Source organism: Ruegeria sp. BB9 (assembly GCF_056539345.1).
In genome coordinates this window covers 1249390-1267265 of record NZ_JBQFUU010000001.1, presented here as the reverse complement: position 1 = coordinate 1267265, position 17876 = coordinate 1249390, and the positions used below count along the sequence as shown (strand labels likewise).

General features: G+C 63.8%; 18 protein-coding genes. 5 read left to right on the top strand and 13 right to left on the bottom strand.

The annotated features are described in order from the left end of the window. Window positions 1–7: 7 nt before the first annotated feature. The 5 genes from ACR0FC_RS06340 to ACR0FC_RS06320 form a co-directional block, all read right to left on the bottom strand. Window positions 8–2902, bottom strand: a complete 2895-nt coding sequence (locus ACR0FC_RS06340; protein WP_170339050.1) for a formate dehydrogenase subunit alpha — start codon at window positions 2900–2902, stop codon at window positions 8–10. Between the two features lie 129 nt (window positions 2903–3031). Beyond that, complete coding sequence (locus tag ACR0FC_RS06335) at window positions 3032–3220, bottom strand: twin-arginine translocation signal domain-containing protein (RefSeq protein ID WP_005983760.1); 189 nt, start codon at window positions 3218–3220, stop codon at window positions 3032–3034. A gap of 61 nt (window positions 3221–3281) precedes the next feature. Beyond that, window positions 3282–3893, bottom strand: a complete 612-nt coding sequence (locus tag ACR0FC_RS06330; RefSeq protein ID WP_170339048.1) for a TorD/DmsD family molecular chaperone — start codon at window positions 3891–3893, stop codon at window positions 3282–3284. 4 nt (window positions 3894–3897) lie between these two features. Then, complete coding sequence (locus ACR0FC_RS06325; RefSeq protein ID WP_170339046.1) at window positions 3898–4467, bottom strand: DUF3306 domain-containing protein; 570 nt, start codon at window positions 4465–4467, stop codon at window positions 3898–3900. Continuing rightward, on the bottom strand, window positions 4464–5018 hold the full coding sequence (locus ACR0FC_RS06320; RefSeq protein ID WP_170339045.1) for a DUF3305 domain-containing protein: 555 nt from the start codon (window positions 5016–5018) through the stop codon (window positions 4464–4466). Before ACR0FC_RS06320 ends, ACR0FC_RS06325 begins: the two co-directional genes overlap by 4 nt. A gap of 251 nt (window positions 5019–5269) precedes the next feature. Between ACR0FC_RS06320 and ACR0FC_RS06315 the strand changes: the two genes are divergently transcribed. Then, on the top strand, window positions 5270–7225 hold the full coding sequence (locus ACR0FC_RS06315; protein WP_170339043.1) for a 4Fe-4S binding protein: 1956 nt from the start codon (window positions 5270–5272) through the stop codon (window positions 7223–7225). Here the strand turns inward: ACR0FC_RS06315 and ACR0FC_RS06310 are convergent. After that, the gene (locus tag ACR0FC_RS06310) at window positions 7219–7947 is read right to left on the bottom strand and encodes a c-type cytochrome (protein WP_170339041.1); all 729 of its coding nucleotides are present in this window, start codon (window positions 7945–7947) and stop codon (window positions 7219–7221) included. The two genes, ACR0FC_RS06315 and ACR0FC_RS06310, sit on opposite strands and share 7 nt — an antisense overlap. A gap of 63 nt (window positions 7948–8010) precedes the next feature. Here ACR0FC_RS06310 and ACR0FC_RS06305 point away from each other — a divergent pair, with 63 nt between their 5' ends. The 4 genes from ACR0FC_RS06305 to ACR0FC_RS06290 are packed head-to-tail and all read left to right on the top strand — an operon-like array spanning window position 8011 to window position 10437. Then, on the top strand, window positions 8011–8208 hold the full coding sequence (locus ACR0FC_RS06305; protein ID WP_170339039.1) for a DUF6494 family protein: 198 nt from the start codon (window positions 8011–8013) through the stop codon (window positions 8206–8208). After that, window positions 8205–9266, top strand: a complete 1062-nt coding sequence (locus tag ACR0FC_RS06300; RefSeq protein ID WP_170339037.1) for an Mrp/NBP35 family ATP-binding protein — start codon at window positions 8205–8207, stop codon at window positions 9264–9266. Before ACR0FC_RS06305 ends, ACR0FC_RS06300 begins: the two co-directional genes overlap by 4 nt. Continuing rightward, window positions 9263–9961: a biotin/lipoate--protein ligase family protein gene (locus ACR0FC_RS06295; protein ID WP_170339035.1), complete on the top strand. Its 699-nt coding sequence runs from the start codon at window positions 9263–9265 to the stop codon at window positions 9959–9961. The genes ACR0FC_RS06300 and ACR0FC_RS06295 overlap by 4 nt, the downstream gene beginning before the upstream one ends. Further along, window positions 9958–10437 (top strand): DUF6505 family protein, encoded by a 480-nt coding sequence (locus ACR0FC_RS06290; RefSeq protein WP_170339033.1) that lies wholly within the window; start codon window positions 9958–9960, stop codon window positions 10435–10437. The genes ACR0FC_RS06295 and ACR0FC_RS06290 overlap by 4 nt, the downstream gene beginning before the upstream one ends. On the opposite strand, the gene ACR0FC_RS06285 is transcribed toward ACR0FC_RS06290, so the two are convergent. From ACR0FC_RS06285 to ACR0FC_RS06255, 7 genes are all read right to left on the bottom strand, one after another. Further along, window positions 10438–10938 (bottom strand): flavin reductase family protein, encoded by a 501-nt coding sequence (locus ACR0FC_RS06285; protein ID WP_093961825.1) that lies wholly within the window; start codon window positions 10936–10938, stop codon window positions 10438–10440. It lies immediately after the preceding gene. Window positions 10939–11024: 86 nt separating this feature from the next. Then, window positions 11025–12437 carry a 3'-5' exonuclease gene (locus ACR0FC_RS06280; RefSeq protein ID WP_170339031.1) on the bottom strand — a complete coding sequence of 471 codons (1413 nt, stop codon included), beginning with the start codon at window positions 12435–12437 and terminating at the stop codon, window positions 11025–11027. Window positions 12438–12439: 2 nt separating this feature from the next. Further along, the gene (locus ACR0FC_RS06275; protein WP_170339029.1) at window positions 12440–12958 is read right to left on the bottom strand and encodes a hypothetical protein; all 519 of its coding nucleotides are present in this window, start codon (window positions 12956–12958) and stop codon (window positions 12440–12442) included. A gap of 30 nt (window positions 12959–12988) precedes the next feature. Then, a complete protein-coding gene (locus ACR0FC_RS06270) occupies window positions 12989–14812 on the bottom strand; it encodes a DUF294 nucleotidyltransferase-like domain-containing protein (RefSeq protein WP_170339028.1) in 1824 nt (607 codons plus the stop codon). 108 nt (window positions 14813–14920) lie between these two features. Continuing rightward, a complete protein-coding gene (locus ACR0FC_RS06265; protein ID WP_170339025.1) occupies window positions 14921–16705 on the bottom strand; it encodes a sodium:solute symporter family protein in 1785 nt (594 codons plus the stop codon). 15 nt (window positions 16706–16720) lie between these two features. Further along, window positions 16721–17005: a DUF4212 domain-containing protein gene (locus ACR0FC_RS06260; protein WP_093962930.1), complete on the bottom strand. Its 285-nt coding sequence runs from the start codon at window positions 17003–17005 to the stop codon at window positions 16721–16723. Between the two features lie 182 nt (window positions 17006–17187). Next, the gene (locus ACR0FC_RS06255) at window positions 17188–17871 is read right to left on the bottom strand and encodes an adenylate kinase (protein WP_170339023.1); all 684 of its coding nucleotides are present in this window, start codon (window positions 17869–17871) and stop codon (window positions 17188–17190) included. Window positions 17872–17876 lie beyond the last annotated feature (5 nt).

Genomic DNA, 17876 nt, shown 5'->3' with positions numbered 1-17876 from the left:
GTCCTCCTTACGCTGCCCAGATCTTGCAGAGAGTCGCTTTGGTCTCCTGCATCTGGGTCACTGAATCATAGCCATAGGTCTGGGCGGTGTTGGTGCTTTCACCCAGCACGTACGGGTCGGCGCCTTTCGGGTATTTCTCCCTCAGGTCCGCGCCCTGGAAATGGCCGCCAAAGTGGAAGGGCATGAAGGCCACGCCGGCACCGACCCTTTCGGTCAGCATCGCCATCACCTTGACCTTGCCGCCCTCGGGACCTTCGACCCAGACCTGCGATCCGTCGCGAATGCCAAGGTTGTTGGCGTCACGCGGATTGATCTCGACGAACATGTCCTGCTGCAGCTCGGCCAGCCACGGGTTCGACCGTGTCTCGTCGCCGCCACCTTCATATTCGACCAGACGACCTGACGTCAGGATTATCGGATAATCCTTTGAAAAGTCGTTCTTCTGGATCGAAGCATACAAGGTCGGAAGGCGATAGGCCTGACGGTCCTCGTAGGTGGGATAGTCAGCCACCAGATCGCGCCGCGGCGTGTACAGCGGCTCGCGGTGCAGCGGGATCGGATCCGGGAAGGTCCAGACCACGGTGCGGGCCTTGGCGTTGCCGAAGGGTGCACAGCCATGCTTGATGGCCACCCGCTGGATGCCGCCCGACAGGTCGGTCTTCCAGTTGGTCTTGGGCCCTGCCACGGCGTCGATGGCCGCGCGTTCCTCGGCCGTCAGGTCGCCATCCCAGCCCAAATCCATCAGCATCTGCATCGTGAACTCGGGGTATCCGTCCTGGATTTCCGAGCCGACGCTGTAGACCCCTTCGGCCAGCAGGTTCTGACCGTCACGCTCGACGCCGAAACGTGCGCGGAAGGTCAGGCCGCCCTCGGCCACCGGTTTGGACATGTCATAGAGGTTTGGCGTCCCCGGATGCCCCATCTCGGCGGTGCCCCAGCACGGCCACGGCAGACCGTAATATTCGCCGTCATTCGGACCGCCCACCGCCTGCAGCGTGGTTCTGTCGAACGTGTGCTGGTTGGCCATATGGCTTTTGATCCGCTCTGGCGACTGACCGGTATAGCCGATCGTCCACAGCCCCGCGTTGAACTCGCGCGTGATGCTTTCGACATTCGGGGTTTCGGGGTCCTCCATCTCGATATTGCGGAAGAGCCGGTCGGCCCAGCCGAACTTGTTGGCGAACTTGGCCATGATGACCTCGTCCGGCAGGCTTTCGAACAGCGGATCGACCACCTTGTCGCGCCACTGAAGCGAGCGGTTCGAGGCCGTGACCGAGCCACGGGTTTCGAACTGCGTACAGGCCGGCAGCAGATAGACGCCATCGGTCCGGTCATGCAGCACGGCGGAAACGGTGGGATACGGGTCGATCACGACCAGCATGTCCAGCTTTTCCATCGCCGTCTTCATTTCGACCATCCGGGTCTGCGAGTTGGGCGCGTGACCCCACAGTACCATGGCGCGGACGTTGTTGGGCTGATCCATGTTCTCGGGATCTTCCAGAACACCGTCGATCCAGCGCGAAACCGGGATGCCCCGTTCGTTCTGCAGCGACTTGTCCTTGCCGTCCTTGTCCTTGACCATTGCGAACTGGCCAGCCAGCCACTCCGGTTCCTCGCCCCAGACGCGGGCCCAATGACCCCATGCGCCTGCGGACAGGCCGTAATAGCCGGGCAGGGTGTGGGACAGAACGCCCAGATCGGTTGCGCCTTGCACGTTGTCATGGCCGCGGAAGATGTTCGTACCGCCGCCAGAGGTGCCCATGTTGCCCAACGCCAACTGCAGCACGCAATAGGCGCGCGTGTTGTTGTTGCCGTTGGTGTGCTGGGTGCCGCCCATGCACCAGATCACGGTGCCGGGACGGTTGTTGGCCAGCGTCCGCGCCACGCGCTTGAGCTGCGATCCCGGCACGCCGGTGACGCGCTCGGTCTCTTCGGGGGTCCAGTTGGCGACCTCTTCGCGGATCTGGTCCATGCCCCAGACACGGGTGCGGATGAACTCTTTGTCTTCCCAGCTGTTGTCGAAGATGTGCCACAGGATGCCCCAGATCAGCGCCACGTCGGTGCCGGGGCGGAAGCGGACATATTCGTCGGCATGGGCCGCGGTGCGCGTAAAGCGCGGATCGCAGACGATCAGCGGGGCGTTGTTCTGCTCTTTCGCGCGCAGGACGTGCAGCAGCGAGACCGGGTGCGCCTCGGCCGGGTTGCCGCCGATGATGAAGATCGCCTTGGAATTGTGGATGTCGTTGTAGCTGTTGGTCATGGCGCCGTAGCCCCATGTATTCGCAACACCCGCAACGGTGGTCGAGTGGCAGATCCGCGCCTGGTGATCCACGTTGTTGGTGCCCCAGTAGGCCGCGAACTTGCGGAACAAGTAGGCCTGTTCGTTGTTGTGCTTGGCCGAACCCAGCCAATAGACGCTGTCAGGCCCGCTTTCCTCGCGGATGCTCATCATGCCGTCGCCGATCTCGTTGATCGCCTCTTCCCAGCTGATGCGCTTCCACTCGCCACCCTCTTTCTTCATCGGGTATTTCAGGCGGCGCTCGCCATGGGCGTGTTCACGGACAGCGGCCCCCTTTGCACAGTGAGCGCCCAGGTTGAATGGGCTGTCCCAACCGGGTTCCTGCCCGATCCAGACGCCGTTCTGCACCTCGGCAACCACGGTACAGCCGACCGAGCAATGCGTGCAGACGGATTTGATGTTCTCGACAGCCGTGTTGGCTGCGGTCTGGGCGCTGGCGGGCGACACGGTTCCACCCGTGGCGCTGATCGCGGCCAGGCCGCCGATCGTCAGGCCCGAGCCACGCAGGAACGCGCGGCGATCGACGCTCTTTTCGCCGATTTGGGACAGGATACTTGTCCGCTGGGGGCGTCTCGCAACCCCGTTGGTCTTTTTCCTAAGCATTTCCTTCCTCCCTTGCTGGCCATGTTGACCATGGCTGGCTTGGTGTTTCGAAATCGACGTCAGGGCCAATCGCAACCGTCAGCCGAGTGTGACCACGTCCGGACCTGCGCCGGGCGTCGCCGGGGCGGCCTAGAAGCGCGCGCTGTCGAAATAGGCGCGGGTATGCGCCGTGTCCTGAATGCGGGTCTCGTCCGAGGGTTGCTCGGCCGCTTCGGCCTCCGTTCCCAGGCTGGCCGCTGCAACGGCTGCCGGGGCCGCGGTGCCCGCCAGTTTCAGGAAGTCGCGGCGGCTGGCGCCGGTCTCCTTGGTCTTGCTCATGGGATCCTCCTTTCCCATTTGCGGTTCAGCGCCCGCCGGGGCGCCAGCGAATGACGGCCGCCTAGTGCGTCGTCATGCGGAAGGCCTCGCGTTCGATCTCCATGAAGACCCGGCCGGCGGTGCCGACCGAGGCATAGAGAACCGAATGCTCGGCTGCTTCCAGGTCCGAGAAAAAGTGCTCGGCCCAGGGGCCGATATGCTTGTTCCAGAACGTCTTTTGATCTTCCAACGCGGCCGGGCCGCCGAAACGGCCGACGATCATGCCGCCCATCATCTCCATCAGCGAGGCGATGTTGTCTTCGGGTTCGAACACGTTTGCCGCCCGGGTGATGCCCCGCGCCGCCATGTCGTTGCGTAGCTGCGCCAGCGGTTTCTCGTTCAGGAACCCGGTCAGGTAGAAGCTGGCATAGGGCAGCAGTTCTCCGCGCCCCAGCCCAATGAACAGCGCGTTGAACTCGCGCTCGGCCGCTTCGGGCTTGGTCACCTTGGCCACGCGGGCCATGGCCTGAATGGCCTGACCCAGATCAGTCTCGTCCCCCGACAGCGCAGCGATCTGGCTCAACAGGGTCTGGTCGGGTGGTGTGGCCAGCAGCAGGCCCAGAAAGTTGTAGAAATCCGCGCGCAGACGGTCCTCGGCGGAAATCTCGAACGTCTGCGGGTCGCGAATGTTCATCGGGTCATCCTTCGAATTCGAATTTCATGCGCCGCGGGGCCGGGGGGCGTTCGTCCTCATCCGGTTGGATGGAGTCTGCCACTTCGACATGGGGCGCGGGCTCGGCTTCAGGCTCAGGCGTTTCGGTTGCCGGCTCGGCTTCGGCCTTGACCGGTTGTTCCTCGGCCTCCGTCTGCTCGGCCAGCGCCTCGATATGGCGCAACATGCCTTTGCCCACCTGATAGGCCGTCTGCAGGTTTTCGACCACGCAGGCGGCGTCGGTGTAATCCTCGCCGTAATCGACCAGCCCATCCACATTCGCCAGCACCGGGTTCAACCGCCACAAGCGCCGCAAGGCGCGGCGGCGCAGACGGTCCGGCACGGCCTTGGCCATGAAGCCCGAAACGTCGTCGCCCGCCTGCAGCAGGTCCGGGTCGGGCAGGTCAAGCTCGGCCAAAATCTCGGCGTCGGTCTTTTCTTCCAGTTCGGCCTGCTGTGCGGCGATCTCCTGCGCGGTCAGGGCCTCTTGTTCGGCATGTGCTTCGGCCTGCACGGCGGCCTTGCGGCGAGACCAGAAATCCTGTCGGGCGCTCATTGCAGGGCCCTCCGCGGGGCGCGGTAGACATCCGAGGTCTGCCGGATGCGCGCATCGCCCTTGCCGTCTTCCACAAGATCCACCCGTTTCTTGTCACGACGGCGTTTGACGAACACCTCATCGTGGTGATGGGCCAGAGTGAAATCGCGCACCCAGGCGATCAGGCCTTCGGTCATCGGGATCTTTTCCACGATCTCTTCGCCGGTATCGGCATAGTCCTGCCCCTCGTAGGGCGAGGCGGTGATCAGAAACGCGTTCAGCGGGCGATCACCTTCGGCATCGTCACGCAGGACAAGATACAGCGATGGCTGGCTGTCCGAGAGATTCGCCATATAGGCCTCGGTTTCGTCGGACCAGAGTTTCAAGGGCAGGGTGGCAGCGTGGTATTCGACCGCATCGCCCTCGCGGCGCAGTTCGACCCAGTCGGCGGGCGGGGCGCCGGGCAGCACAGCAACCGCGCGCCAATTCCACCGGGCCCAGCGCGTGACCCCCGGTGTCTTGCGCACGACGACGCCAACCGGCATTTCGATCTGTTTTGCGGCCTCGGCCACTTTGATCCTCCCCGGAAAAGCTCTCCCCTGCTTTCCCTTGGGTTCACTATGGTACACAAATGGGCCACGTGCCAAGTCCGCAGCGCCCTGAAATGGTCGTGATTTGGAAAAAAGTCGTCGCAAATGGGTCGCGGCGACGATCAGCCGACTTTGGCGGGCGACACAGAGTTTCTGACCAGAACCGGCCGCCACACGTTGCATGGGCGGCGTTTGGGTCTAAGGTTGGGGCAAGGAAGAGATGCGGGGGGAACATGGTCACCAAATTGGTCTTGTGCGATTGCGCTGGAAGTCAGGCCCTGGACGGGCAGGGGATATCGGACGCCTGCGGTGCTGAATGCAGCAGGGTCCACACGGCGCTGTGCACCTCCGAACTGACCGCTGCGGCCAAGCTGATGCAGTCGGACGACCAGATCGTCATCGCCTGCGGGCAAGAGGCTCAAGTGTTTCACGAGCTGGCCGATGAACTGGGCGTGGATCACCCCGGCTTTGTCGATCTGCGCGACCGGGCCGGCTGGTCCGAGCAGGGGCGCGCGGCGATGCCCAAGATGGCGGCGCTGGCCGCCGAGGCGCTGTTGCAGCAGCCGATCACGCCCAGCGTGGATGTCATCAGCGAAGGCACCGCATGCATCATCGGGCCGGGTGAGGTTGCGTTTGACCTTGCCCAACGACTGTCGGACACGATGGCGGTGACGGTGGTCGCCACCGATGATGCGCAGCCTGACAGCCGGGCCTATGACGTGGTGCGCGCGCGGGTCCGGTCGGTCTCGGGGGCGCTGGGCGGGTTCACCCTGCGGTTGGATGCGTTGCAGCAGATTGATCCGGCGGGGCGCGGTGCGTTTGCCTGGACCCCGCCGCGCGACGGTGCGGTGTCGGGTTGCGATGTACTGATCGACCTGGCGGGGGGGACGCCTTTCGTGACGGCCCCGGACAAGCGCGAAGGCTACCTGCGCGCCGATCCCCGCGATGCTGTGGCGGTTGCCCGGTTGGCCTTTGACGCGGCGCAGCTGGTCGGGACATTTGAAAAGCCGCTGTATGTCCGGCTCGAAGCAACCCTGTGCGCTCATTCGCGGGCCGGGCAGGTGGGCTGTTCCAACTGTCTGGACATCTGCCCCACCGGGGCCATCACCCCGGCCGGAGATCACGTGGCCATCGACCCGATGGTCTGCGCGGGCTGCGGTGAATGCGCGGCCCTGTGCCCCTCGACCGCGATCAGCTACGAGGATCCGCCGGTGGCGGCCCTGCTGGCTCGGATGCAGACCCTGGCGGCGACCTACCGTCGGGCCGGGGGGCGTGCTCCGCGCCTGTTGGTACATGATGCCCACGGGGCCGAGATGATCCGGCTGGCCGCGCGGTTCGGGCGCGGGCTGCCTACCGATGTGATCCCGCTGGAACTGGGGGTGGTGTCCGGCTTTGGACATGCCGAGATGATGGCTGCCTTGGCTCATGGCTTTGCCCGGGTCGATATCCTGCTGGCCCCGACGACCGAGCGGGATGCGTTGGGGCGCGAACTGCCGCTGGCGCTGGCCATCGCCGGAGCGGACGTCGTTGGAGTGATCGACGAATCCGATCCCGATGCGCTGGCCGATCTGCTCTATGCGCAGGACGTGCCGCAGCCTCTGGCCCAACCGGTGCTGCCGCTGGGCAACCGGCGCCAGATTACGCGGCTGGCGGCGCAGGCGCTGCGCCCCGATGCGTCTCAGCCGCTGCCTCTGCCGGAACACGCGCCCTATGGCGCGGTGGAGGTGGACACCGAGGCCTGCACCCTGTGCCTGAGTTGCGTGTCGCTGTGCCCGTCGGGCGCATTGATCGACAATCCTGATTTGCCTCAGCTGAACTTTCAGCAGGATGCCTGCCTGCAATGCGGGCTGTGCAAGACCATTTGTCCCGAAAGCGCGATCACCCTAGTGCCAGAACTGGACCTGAGCGACCGCGCGCTGTCGCCGCGTGTCCTGAAGGAAGAAGAGCCCTTTGCCTGCATCGAATGCGGTGCTCTGTTCGGGGTGAAATCGACGGTCGAACGGATCATGGAGAAGCTGGCCGGCAGCCACCCGATGTTTGCCACGTCCGAGCAGGCGAAGATGATCCAGATGTGTGACGATTGCCGTGTGCAGGCGCAGTTCCACAGCGAGGATAATCCGTTTACCTCAAAGCCCAAGCCCAAGGTCGTTACCACCGATGACTACTTCAGCAAGCGCAAAGATCACTGAAGCTTGAGCGGCGCCCCCAGATCGGCCGCGCGGATGACCGAGACATACGCCAGGATCGCCTCAAGCTCGTCTTGCGTCAGCATCAGCGGGTGAATGGGCGGGGGGCGTTCGGGGTCGAAAGGCGCAGTGATCCCTTCGATCTGGGTAAAGGACGGATGTGGGTTCAAGGCGAAGAACGCCTGGAACCGGTTCGACCAGTCCGGCATCGCGCGCAGTACGGCGAAGGACGGAGTAGAGCCCAACCCGTTCATTCGGTTCTGCGGACCAATCACGTGACAGCGCCCGCAATGGGTCAGCGACAGCTTTTCGCCCAGCAAGGCGTCGCCTTCGATTGCGTCGGACACAGGCGCAGCGACCGTTTCGAAACTGGCCGAGAACGGGCCGCCCTCGGCCGGTGCAAAGCTTTCGACGGTACGCTTGCCCACGTCGGACAACAGCCAATCCTGAAAACGGGCCTGCCGCGGTTCGTCCTGAATGCGCAAGTGATAGATGTCGTTGCCGCGCTGAAACACCGGCTGTCCCGGTGGCCCGACCGTGAGAACCATCGCGCCCGCATCATCCGCGACAACGCGGATTCCGGTCTTGAGCGAGAAGCGCGGAAGAATATGTTTCAAAAGACCCGAGCGTGCGACATCTTCCGGCGCGGCCAGACCAATCTCCTCCTGCGACCAAGAGGGGCTGGCGAAGAGCGTCAGGCTCAGGCACAAAAGAACAAAGCGCATGGCCCAGCCTAACGGTGACAGGGCGAATGCGTCAAATGAACGAACAAGACGGAGACAACGGCGATGAGCGGCGATTACAACATGTCGATGCGCAAATTCCTCAAACAGGTTGGCGTGACCAGCCAGCAGGCCATCGAAGACGCGCTGCGCAAGGCGGGCGATCCGGCAGGCAAAAGCTTTGAGGCCAAGATAGTCCTGACGATTGACGGCCTAGACGTCGAACATGTCGTGACCGGCCAGATCAAGGACGGCGACGCATGAGCATCCGCGACGCTGTTCTGACGAACCTGAAAAAGATCACCGACCCGGTTTCGGGACAGGACATCGTCAGCGCGGGCGTAGTCCGCGCGCTGAATGTCGAGGGCGATACCGTGCGCTTCGTTCTCGAAATCGACCCCAAGAATGCCGACAAGATGGAACCGGTGCGCGCCACCGCCGAAAAGGCGGCGCAGATGGTCGACGGGGTTTCCAAGGTCTCGGTCATGCTGACCGCGCATTCCGACAAGGCGCCGCCGGATTTGAAACCCAAGCCCAAACCCTCGCAGACCGGGCCGCAGGCGGTACCGGGGGTTGACCGGATCATCGCCGTGGCCTCGGGCAAGGGCGGGGTCGGAAAGTCGACCGTTTCGGCCAACCTGGCCTGTGCGCTGGCTGCCGAAGGGCGGCGCGTCGGTCTGCTGGATGCCGATGTCTACGGCCCTTCGCAGCCGCGCATGCTGGGCGTGTCCGGTCGACCCGCCAGCCCCGATGGCAAAACCATCCTGCCGCTGCGCAATCACGGCGTCACCATGATGTCGATGGGGTTGATGACCAACGAAGGTCAGGCGGTGGTCTGGCGTGGTCCGATGCTGATGGGCGCGCTGCAGCAGATGATGAGCCAGGTGCAGTGGGGCGCGCTGGACGTGCTGGTCGTCGATCTGCCGCCCGGTACCGGTGACGTGCAGCTGACGCTGAGCCAGAAATTCAAGGTGGACGGCGCCATCGTCGTCTCGACCCCGCAGGACGTGGCCCTGATCGACGCGCGCAAGGGCATCGACATGTTCCGCCAGTTGAAGACGCCGATCGTCGGCATGATCGAGAACATGTCCACGCATATCTGCTCGAACTGCGGGCACGAGGAGCACGTGTTCGGTCATGGAGGCGTCGCCGCCGAAGCCGCCGAACTGGGTGTGCCGTTGCTGGGAGAAATCCCTCTGCATCTGGATATCCGCGTGGCCGCCGATGGCGGGGCGCCGATCGTGGTCAGCAAACCCGACAGCCCGCAGGCCGAGGCCTTCCGCAAGATCGCCCGCGATCTGATCGCCGCGGGCAAGGCATGACGCAGCCGGTCTTTCCCCCATTGCTGTCCGGGCACCCGGTGCAGGGTGGGGAAGACCCGTTCGACCATGCACAGGCAATGGCGGCGCTGGGCTGCGATGCGGGCAGCGTCGTCTACAACATCCAGGCGGATCGCCTACGCGCGGCCATCGTCTTTGCGCCCGAGGTGCCCTTGCAGGACGCAATGGCCATGCTGCCGCTGTGCGCCGTCGGGTTCCAGAACGCGCTGGGCGCGCTGGCTCCGCCCGAGGTGGCGGTGCATCTCGGCTGGGATGGTCCGATTTTCGTCAACGGGGCCCGGTGTGGCCGATTTCGTGTGACCGCGTCGACCTCGGATCCGGAAGCCGTGCCCGACTGGCTGGTCGTCGGCTGGGAACTGGCCTTGCTGCAAACCGGGGACGAGCCCGGCAAGTCGCCCGATGTGACGGCCCTGTATGACGAAGGCTGCGCGGATGTGTCCCCGGTGCAGCTGGTCGAAAGCTGGTCGCGCCACATGCTGACCTGGCTGAACCGTTGGTCCGAGGACGGCAACGCACCATTGCACGGGGAATGGATGGGCTTGCTGCAGGGCGTCGGAGAGCCCTATGGTGATCGCGGCGTGTTTCTCGGGGCCGATGAGCGGTTCGGCATGCTGTTGCGGAACGGGGCGGATACGCAGATTGTTCCCTTGACCCATCTGTTGGAGGACGCCCATTGAATCTGGCCCGCGCCATTCATTTCGACGAAAGCGACCTGAACGTCTTTCACTCGCCTGCCCGAACGGGCGAGTGGTGCATCTCGGGCGGGTTCGAGTTTTCGAACTGGGGCGAGGCCGACCTGGCCGGCAAGGCGCGCCAGGCCTTTGCCAATGGGTGGCTGGGGCTCGAGACCTTCGGGCGCGTGACCTTCGTAGCGGTGACGCAGATCGAGCCGGTCGAGATGGAGCGGCTGGCCACCAATCTGGCCGAGCATTTCGTGCGCCTTTACGGCGCGCCGTCGGTCGAGGCGGCGCTGGACGTGGCCCGGGCCGAGCTGGCTCACATGTCCGAGTTGTGTGACGATCATGCCCCCAACACCCTGCTGACCGTTGCCCGCAGCCTGACCGAGTCCGGCGTTCACGAGGCTTTTCGGGTGATCACGCCGCAAGAGGCCGAGTTGGAGGCCTTTGCCGTGCACGGGTCATTGGACGAGTGATTACAAAAGGTCGGCAAAACCGCCGAACTGTCCGCGCTTGAAGATCAAGCCCTTGCCGGTGCGGTACATGACCTGTTCGACCTCTCCCACGAGAATCAGATGATCCCCGGCCTCGTGGCGGGCAGACAATGTGCAGTCAAATCGGGCCAGGCACTGGCTCAGCTGCGGCCGACCTTTGTGATCCGGGGACCAGTCTGCATGCGAGAAATCGAGGCCATTGCGCGCAAAACGAAGGGCCAGGTCCTGCTGATCCTCGGCCACGACATGGATCGAGTAATGCTGCGCCGCTTGAAAGGCCCCGTAACGGTTCGACTCTTTTGCCAGACACCACAGGACCAATGGTGGATCCAGCGACACCGATGCAAACGAGTTGACGGTGATGGCCGACGGCCCATCCGAGGTGCTGGTCGTCACGACCGTTACACCAGTGCCAAAGCACCCCAAGGCCTCGCGGAAGGCCATGCTTTGATCGTGTCCGGGTTTGAATGTTCTTTCGGTCATCGCGCGCTCGTGTGGTGGACGGGCACGGGGTGCCATGCCGCAGCAGAATTGTCCACGAAAAGCTGTATCGCGATCAATAGGCTGAGTCAGTTCAGGTCTTCCAGCAGCCGACCGTGCTTGCGGGTTTCTACGATTACGTCGCCGAAGGTCTGCATTCCGCGTGCAGCCAACATCGGTAACATTCGCACCAACGCTTCAGCCGTCGCAACCGCATCCCCCAAGGCCGTATGACGGAGCGTCTCGGGAATTTCCACGCCCAGTCTTTCGCACAAAGCGTCCAGCGTATGGGTTTCGCTGGCTCCGAACAGAACGGCCGACAGCAGAACCGTGTCCAGGATGGGATGATCCCACGTGACTTCCATGCGCTTGGCGTGACGGCGCAGAAACGCCATGTCGAAAGGTGCATTGTGCGCCACGATCACTGCATCACGGGCGAAGTGGTGGAACATGCGCCCGGCTTGTGCGATGTCGGGTGCGTCCTGCACCATACGGTCACTGACCTTGTGAACCTTGGTCGAAGCGGGTGGGATCGGAATGCCCGGATTGACCAGCGTGTCCAGCCGCTCGCCCTCGACGATGCGCCCCTTGACGACACGGACGGCGCCGATCTGCACGATTTCGTCCTTGTGCGGCAGCAAACCGGTGGTTTCGGTGTCGAAAACCACGAAACACAGCTGCGACAGGGGGCGGTTTTCGAACGCATCGTCGCCGGGGGTGTCCAGAAGATCGAAATCATAGACCAGAGGGCGCGCGGCCTCGGGCGGAATACGGGCGACGCTGTCTTCGAAGATCAGCATATAGCCCGGCGCATCGCCCAGCGGTTTCATGCGTGCCGTGTAGGTCTGCCGACCGTCCACGCTGGCCAGGGTGCAATAGACATCCATGCCGGTTTTCGCCAGCTTCTCGTAAGCGTCCAGCAAGGGTTTGCGTTCGAGATAGTCGAACAGTGAGGCGTTCAGGCGAGGATGGGCGATCTGCGCCAGAACCTCGGCGGCCTGCGCGTCATACAGAACGATCTGGTGGTTTGGCCCCGCCAGCAGCATCGCGACCGGGATCTCGGACAGAAGCGCGGTCAGGCGTTCCTTCTCTGACGCCAGATGCGCGGTTTCGGCAGCGACAGCCTCGGCCGTGGACAGGGCGGTGGTGGCCAGTCGTTCGGCCAGGCTGGCGGCGGCGGGGGCGAGGTCACCCAGATAGCGTGCCGCTTGCAGGTCGAGATCAGTATCCACCCCCGCATGTGCACGCGCACGCAACTGCGCCGACAGGCGTTCGATCGGTTTGGCCACGTTGTCGTCGAACAGCAGCCAGACACCGACAACCAGCCCCAGCAAGCCAAACGAGATCAGCAGGCCGCTGAACACGAAGGCGCTGGTTAGATCATTCGGATCCGCGCGTTGCAGGCCAAGCCAAAGGGCGATCACGGTGATGGCGATGCCACCCGCCGCAAGCAAGCAGAAGAACAGAAATATTCTCAGGCGCAGGCTCAGGCGGGTCAGCATGGTCAGGCCTCACAAGTAGCTGAGACCACCGGATCGTCCGCGCCAACCGTTACCCAATCGGCACCGACCAGACGCCCGTCATCCGAGAACTCGGCCCCATCCGCCAGACTTGCCCGGCTGTGCTCGGCGCAATTCACCGCGATCGGCATCTTGGACACTGGCGCCCAGCGGCCAAAGAAGTACAGGTCGATCAGGCGCTGATCCGGCACCTGCGCATTGGTCCGCAACGAGGCCGTATCGACGGCCGCGAAACGGTCGACATAGGGCACCGCATAGGTCCAGGGGCGATAGAGCGCGCGGCTTTCGACCTCTTGCACGACGGTCAGGCCGTCGGGCAGGGCGTCCCGGGTGCGGTCGTACCAGGAATACTCGCTGATGATCGTGACCGCGATCATGCCCAAACCGGCCGCAACCGGAGCCGACCATTTCGGCAGACGGCCACCGGTCAGCCGGTTCAGGCCCATCACGAGGCCCGCGATGGCAAAGCCCGCAAAGATCGTGCCGATCAGCTCAAGAAACATCTTCCTCCTCCGTTCTTTCCGCCGGGGTTTTTACCCCAGCATCCCCTTGCCGTGCCCGACCGCGGATTGCATCGTCTTTACCACGACAAACGCGTCCCGAAGATGACTTCGCTCAAAGTCCGACAATTCCGAGGGCGCAAGATAGTTGTCGGGCCTGTCGCCATTCCTGATCTGTTTGACCTGATGGTTCAACCGGGTTTCCGCGATCAGGTCATAGGCATCCAGCAGGTCCCGCGCGCCCGACGGGCTGAGCACCCCGGCGGCCTCGGCGGCCTTGAGGCGCGCGCGGGTGTTCACCTCGGTCAATTCACCCTGCAGGCTGTAGACGCGGCCCAGATCGACCACCGGGACCACGCCGTTGTGTTTGAGGTCCAGCGTGTTGCGATGCTCGCCCGAGCGGATCGTGGCGATCCCGCGCAGCAGGCCCAGCGGCGGCGTGTGCTTCAGAGAATTCGAGATCATGTGCGCCACGAAAATCGAGTTCGCCCGGGCCGCGCGCAGAGTTTCGGCCTGCAGGTCGGAAAACAGCTCGAACCGGCCACCGATGGGGCGCAGGTCGAACATGACCGAGGCCAGCATCTGCGCCTCGGGGTTGGGCTTGGCGATCCAGCCGTTGAAATAGTCGCGCCAGACCCGGACCGGCTGCCGCCAGCGCGGATTGGTCGCCATCATGTCGCCGGGGCAATAGAAATACCCGCAAGCATCCAGCCCGTCGGACACGAATTTGGCCAGCGCCTCGAAATAGGGCAGGTCGGCATCGGTGACGCTGTCATCCAGCATCAGGCAATTGTCCTGATCGGATACGCCTGTCTGCTCCTGCCGGCCTTGCGAGCCGCAGGCCAGCCACAGATAGGGGACGGGCGCCGGGCCGAGGTCGCGTTCAGCCAGCGCCAGCAGCCGGCGCGTCGCGGCGTCGGCGATGTCGGTGATCAGGCGGGTGACGATCTCGTGCCGGTTGCCGCCCGCCACCAGTTGCACCAGCAGGTTCGGGATCTCGGCCGTGACCGCGGCCATCTCAGTCGCCGATCCGGCCCGGGCGATGCGGCTAACCAACTCGGCCGAGCTGACGGCCTGGAACCGGGTCAGGTCGGTTTGGGTGACGATCCCGACCAGACGACCGCCCTCGGTGATCGGGATATGGCCGATACCGCGTTCCAGCATCGCGTGCAGAACGTCCGAGCCGATATCACCGGGCGACAGGGTCAGCGGGTCCGGGGTCATGATCTGCGACACCGGGGTCGTCGGGGGCAGGGCGCCCGCCACGACCTTGCCCGACAGGTCCCGAACTGTGGCAATGCCGCGCAACGCACCGCGCTCGGTGATGCAGACCGACGAAATGCCCCGGTCGCGCATCAGGCGCGCGGCTTCCTGAACGGTCGTGTCCGGGGTGCAGGTGGCCGGCTTGCGCGCCATCAGAGTTTCGACACGGGTGGTGGCCAGCGATTGCTGTTCCGGCCGCGCGGGGCGGGCCCGGTTGAAGAATTTGGCGAAGACGACGTGGCGCTTGAGCAGATCGGAAAACAGGTCGGTGGGGATGATCATCAGCACCGAGGGGGCGTCAGCCGTTGCCGTGGTCACCGCGCGCCCGTCGCGCATCAGACCACGCTCGCCGAACGAGTTGCGCAGGCCCAGATGGGATACGACCGCGCCGTTTTCGTCGGTGATCTCGACCTGGCCTTCGTAGATGATGAACAGGCCGGGCAACTGCGCGCCGCGGCGATAGATGACGGTGCCTTTGGGGATTTCGCGCGCTTCGATCCGGGCGGCGATGTCGGCCAGTTCCTCGACAGGCAGCGCGTCATAGGGGTGCACGGATTTCAGGAACCGGGTGATCTGATCAGGTGAAAGTGCCATGGGTTCGCCCGTCCGCTTGAATGAAAAGCCCCGCCCGGGGGTTAGCCGGGCGGGAAAAGTTGGTCGAGGGAAACGGCCCGTGATGGATCATCGCGGACCGCATCCGGCTCAGTGGTCCTGAGCCGCGCCCGCACCACGGGGAATGCGCACGCTTTCGACCAGATCTTTGATCTCCTGCGGGGTTTCCTTGGTCATGCCGGCCACCACATAGGCGACGCCGAAGTTGACCATGGCACCGATCGCACCGAACGAGGTCGATTTGATCGGACCCAGCAGCGGGTCTGCATCGGTGAACGAGTTGGTGCCCGGAATGAACAGCCAGCCCTTGTGCAGGAAGATGTAGACCAGGGTCACGGTCAGACCAGCCAGCATGCCTGCGACCGCGCCGGTGTTGTTGATGCGGGTCGAGAAGATCCCCATCATCAGCGCCGGGAAGATCGAGGCCGCCGCCAGACCGAAGGCCAACGCCACGGTTTGCGCCGCAAAGCCCGGAGGGTTGAGGCCCAGATAGGTGGCGACCACGATGGCTACGGCCATTGCGATCCGCGCCGCCAGAAGCTCGCCCTTTTCCGAGATGCTCGGGTTGATCGAGCCCTTGATCAGGTCGTGCGACACCGCCGACGAGATTGCCAGCAGCAGGCCCGCAGCGGTCGAAAGCGCAGCCGCAAGACCACCGGCCGCGACCAGACCAATCACCCAACCCGGCAGGTTGGCGATTTCGGGGTTGGCCAGAACCAGGATGTCGCGGTTGAACTTGGTCAACTCGTTGCCGACCCAGCCCTTTTCTTCGGCAAGCGCCTGCATGTCGGCGTTCTGATCGTTGTAGTACTGGATCTTGCCGTCGCCGTTCTTGTCTTCCCAGTCCAGAAGGCCGGTTTTCTGCCAGGTGGCCATCCAGTCATAGCGGGCATCGTTGTCGATCTGCTCGACCGAAACCGCGCCACCTTCGATACCGCCATTGGGCCACATCATGTCGGTGATGTTCAGGCGGGCCATGGCGCCGACCGCGGGGGCGGTCAGGTACAGCAGCGCGATGAACACCAGCGCCCAACCGGCCGACCAACGTGCGTCAGACACTTTGGGAACGGTGAAGAACCGCATGATGACGTGGGGCAGGCCGGCGGTGCCGATCATCAGCGACAGGGTGAACAGAACCATGTTCAGCGTGTTCGAATGATGAGCGGTGTATTCCGCAAAGCCCAGCTCGGCCACGATGGCATCCAGCTTGGTCAGCAGCGGCTCGCCGCCGGCGGTGTCGCCGAACAGGCCCAGGGCCGGGATCGGGTTGCCGGTCAGCTGCAGCGAGATGAAGATCGCCGGGATCGTGTAGGCGGTGATCAGCACACAGTACTGCGCGACCTGAGTATAGGTCACGCCCTTCATGCCGCCGAACACCGCGTAGGCGAACACGACGCCTGCGCCGATCAGCAGACCGGTGGTGTTCGACACCTCCAGAAAGCGGCCAAAGGCCACGCCGACGCCGGTCATCTGGCCGATCACATAGGTGACCGAGGCCACGATCAGACAGATCACGGCCACGACACGTGCGGTTTGGCTGTAGAAACGGTCGCCGATGAATTCCGAAACCGTGTACTTGCCGAATTTGCGCAGATAGGGCGCCAGCAGCAGCGCCAGCAGCACGTAGCCGCCGGTCCAGCCCATCAGAAACGAGCTGTTGTCATAGCCGGTAAAGGCAATCAGGCCCGCCATCGAGATGAACGAGGCCGCCGACATCCAGTCGGCCGCCGTGGCCATGCCGTTGGTGACCGGGTGAATGCCGCGCCCGGCGGCGTAGAATTCCGACGTGGACCCCGCGCGGGCCCAGATCGCGATGCCGATGTAGAGCGCGAACGACGCGCCCACGAACAGCAGGTTGATGGTAAACTGATCCATTGTTCCGTCGCTCCCTTATTCTTCTTCGACGCCGTATTCGGCATCCAGCTTGTTCATGCGCCAGGCGTAGAAGAAGATCAGCGCCAGAAAGACCAGGATCGAGCCTTGCTGCGCGAACCAGAAGCCCAGGTCGGTGCCGCCGACGGCGATGCCCGACAGCAACGGGCGCAGCAGAATGCCGAACCCGAAAGATACCAGCGCCCAGATGATGAGGCTGATGTAGATGAGACGCAGGTTTGCCTGCCAATAGCCCTTGTCGGACTCGGCAGTCTGCGCGGAGTTTGTTGAATTATCCGCCATTGCGGTTTCCTCCTTGGTTCCTCCAAGGCGGCCCGGTGCATTTGTCCTCCGGCGAAGGGCCGCCATTCGATTGCGCCGAGCGCCGCGATGGCGCCAGGCAAAGCTTCTCCGGTCCGCCAGAGCGGTTCCGTTGAAGAAACTCGTGTCGGGGTCAGTGCCCGCTTTGGGGAGTCCTCTTCCCCTTACCGCATCGCGTCGCCCACGATGCTTTCCAGGCCATGGGCGATCTGATCGATCTGCCCCATGGCATCCAGTTTTCTGAGTACGCCGCGATCCTTGTAGTAGTCGATCAGTGGAGCGGTTTGTTCGTGATAGGCCTCCAGCCGGGACGCCACAGTTTCGGCATTGTCATCGGCGCGGCGGCTGAATTCGGTGCTGCCGCACTTGTCACATACACCGTCCAACTTCGGCTGCTTGTATTGATCGTGATAGCCTTCACCGCACATTGCACAGGTGTAGCGTCCGGCGATCCGGGTGACCATCTCGGCGTCCTTGACCTCGAGGCTGATGGCCGCATTAACCTTCTGTCCGTTTTCGGCCAGCAGCCTGTCCAACGCTTCGGCCTGAACCGTGGTGCGGGGAAACCCATCCAGGATGACACCGCGCGCGCAATCGGGCTCGGCAATGCGATCGCGCAGGATCGCGATGACGATATCATCGCTGACTAGGTCGCCGGCTTCCATCACCGCTTTTGCGGCCTTTCCGGCCTCGGTCCCGGCAGCAACCGCGGCGCGCAGCAGGTCGCCGGTGCTAAGCTGCACCAGGCCAAATTTCTGTTCCAGCATTCGCGCCTGTGTGCCCTTCCCGGCGCCCGGAGGGCCGAGAAGGATCAGGACAGCGGGCTTTGTGATTGTTTCAACCTGCATCACGC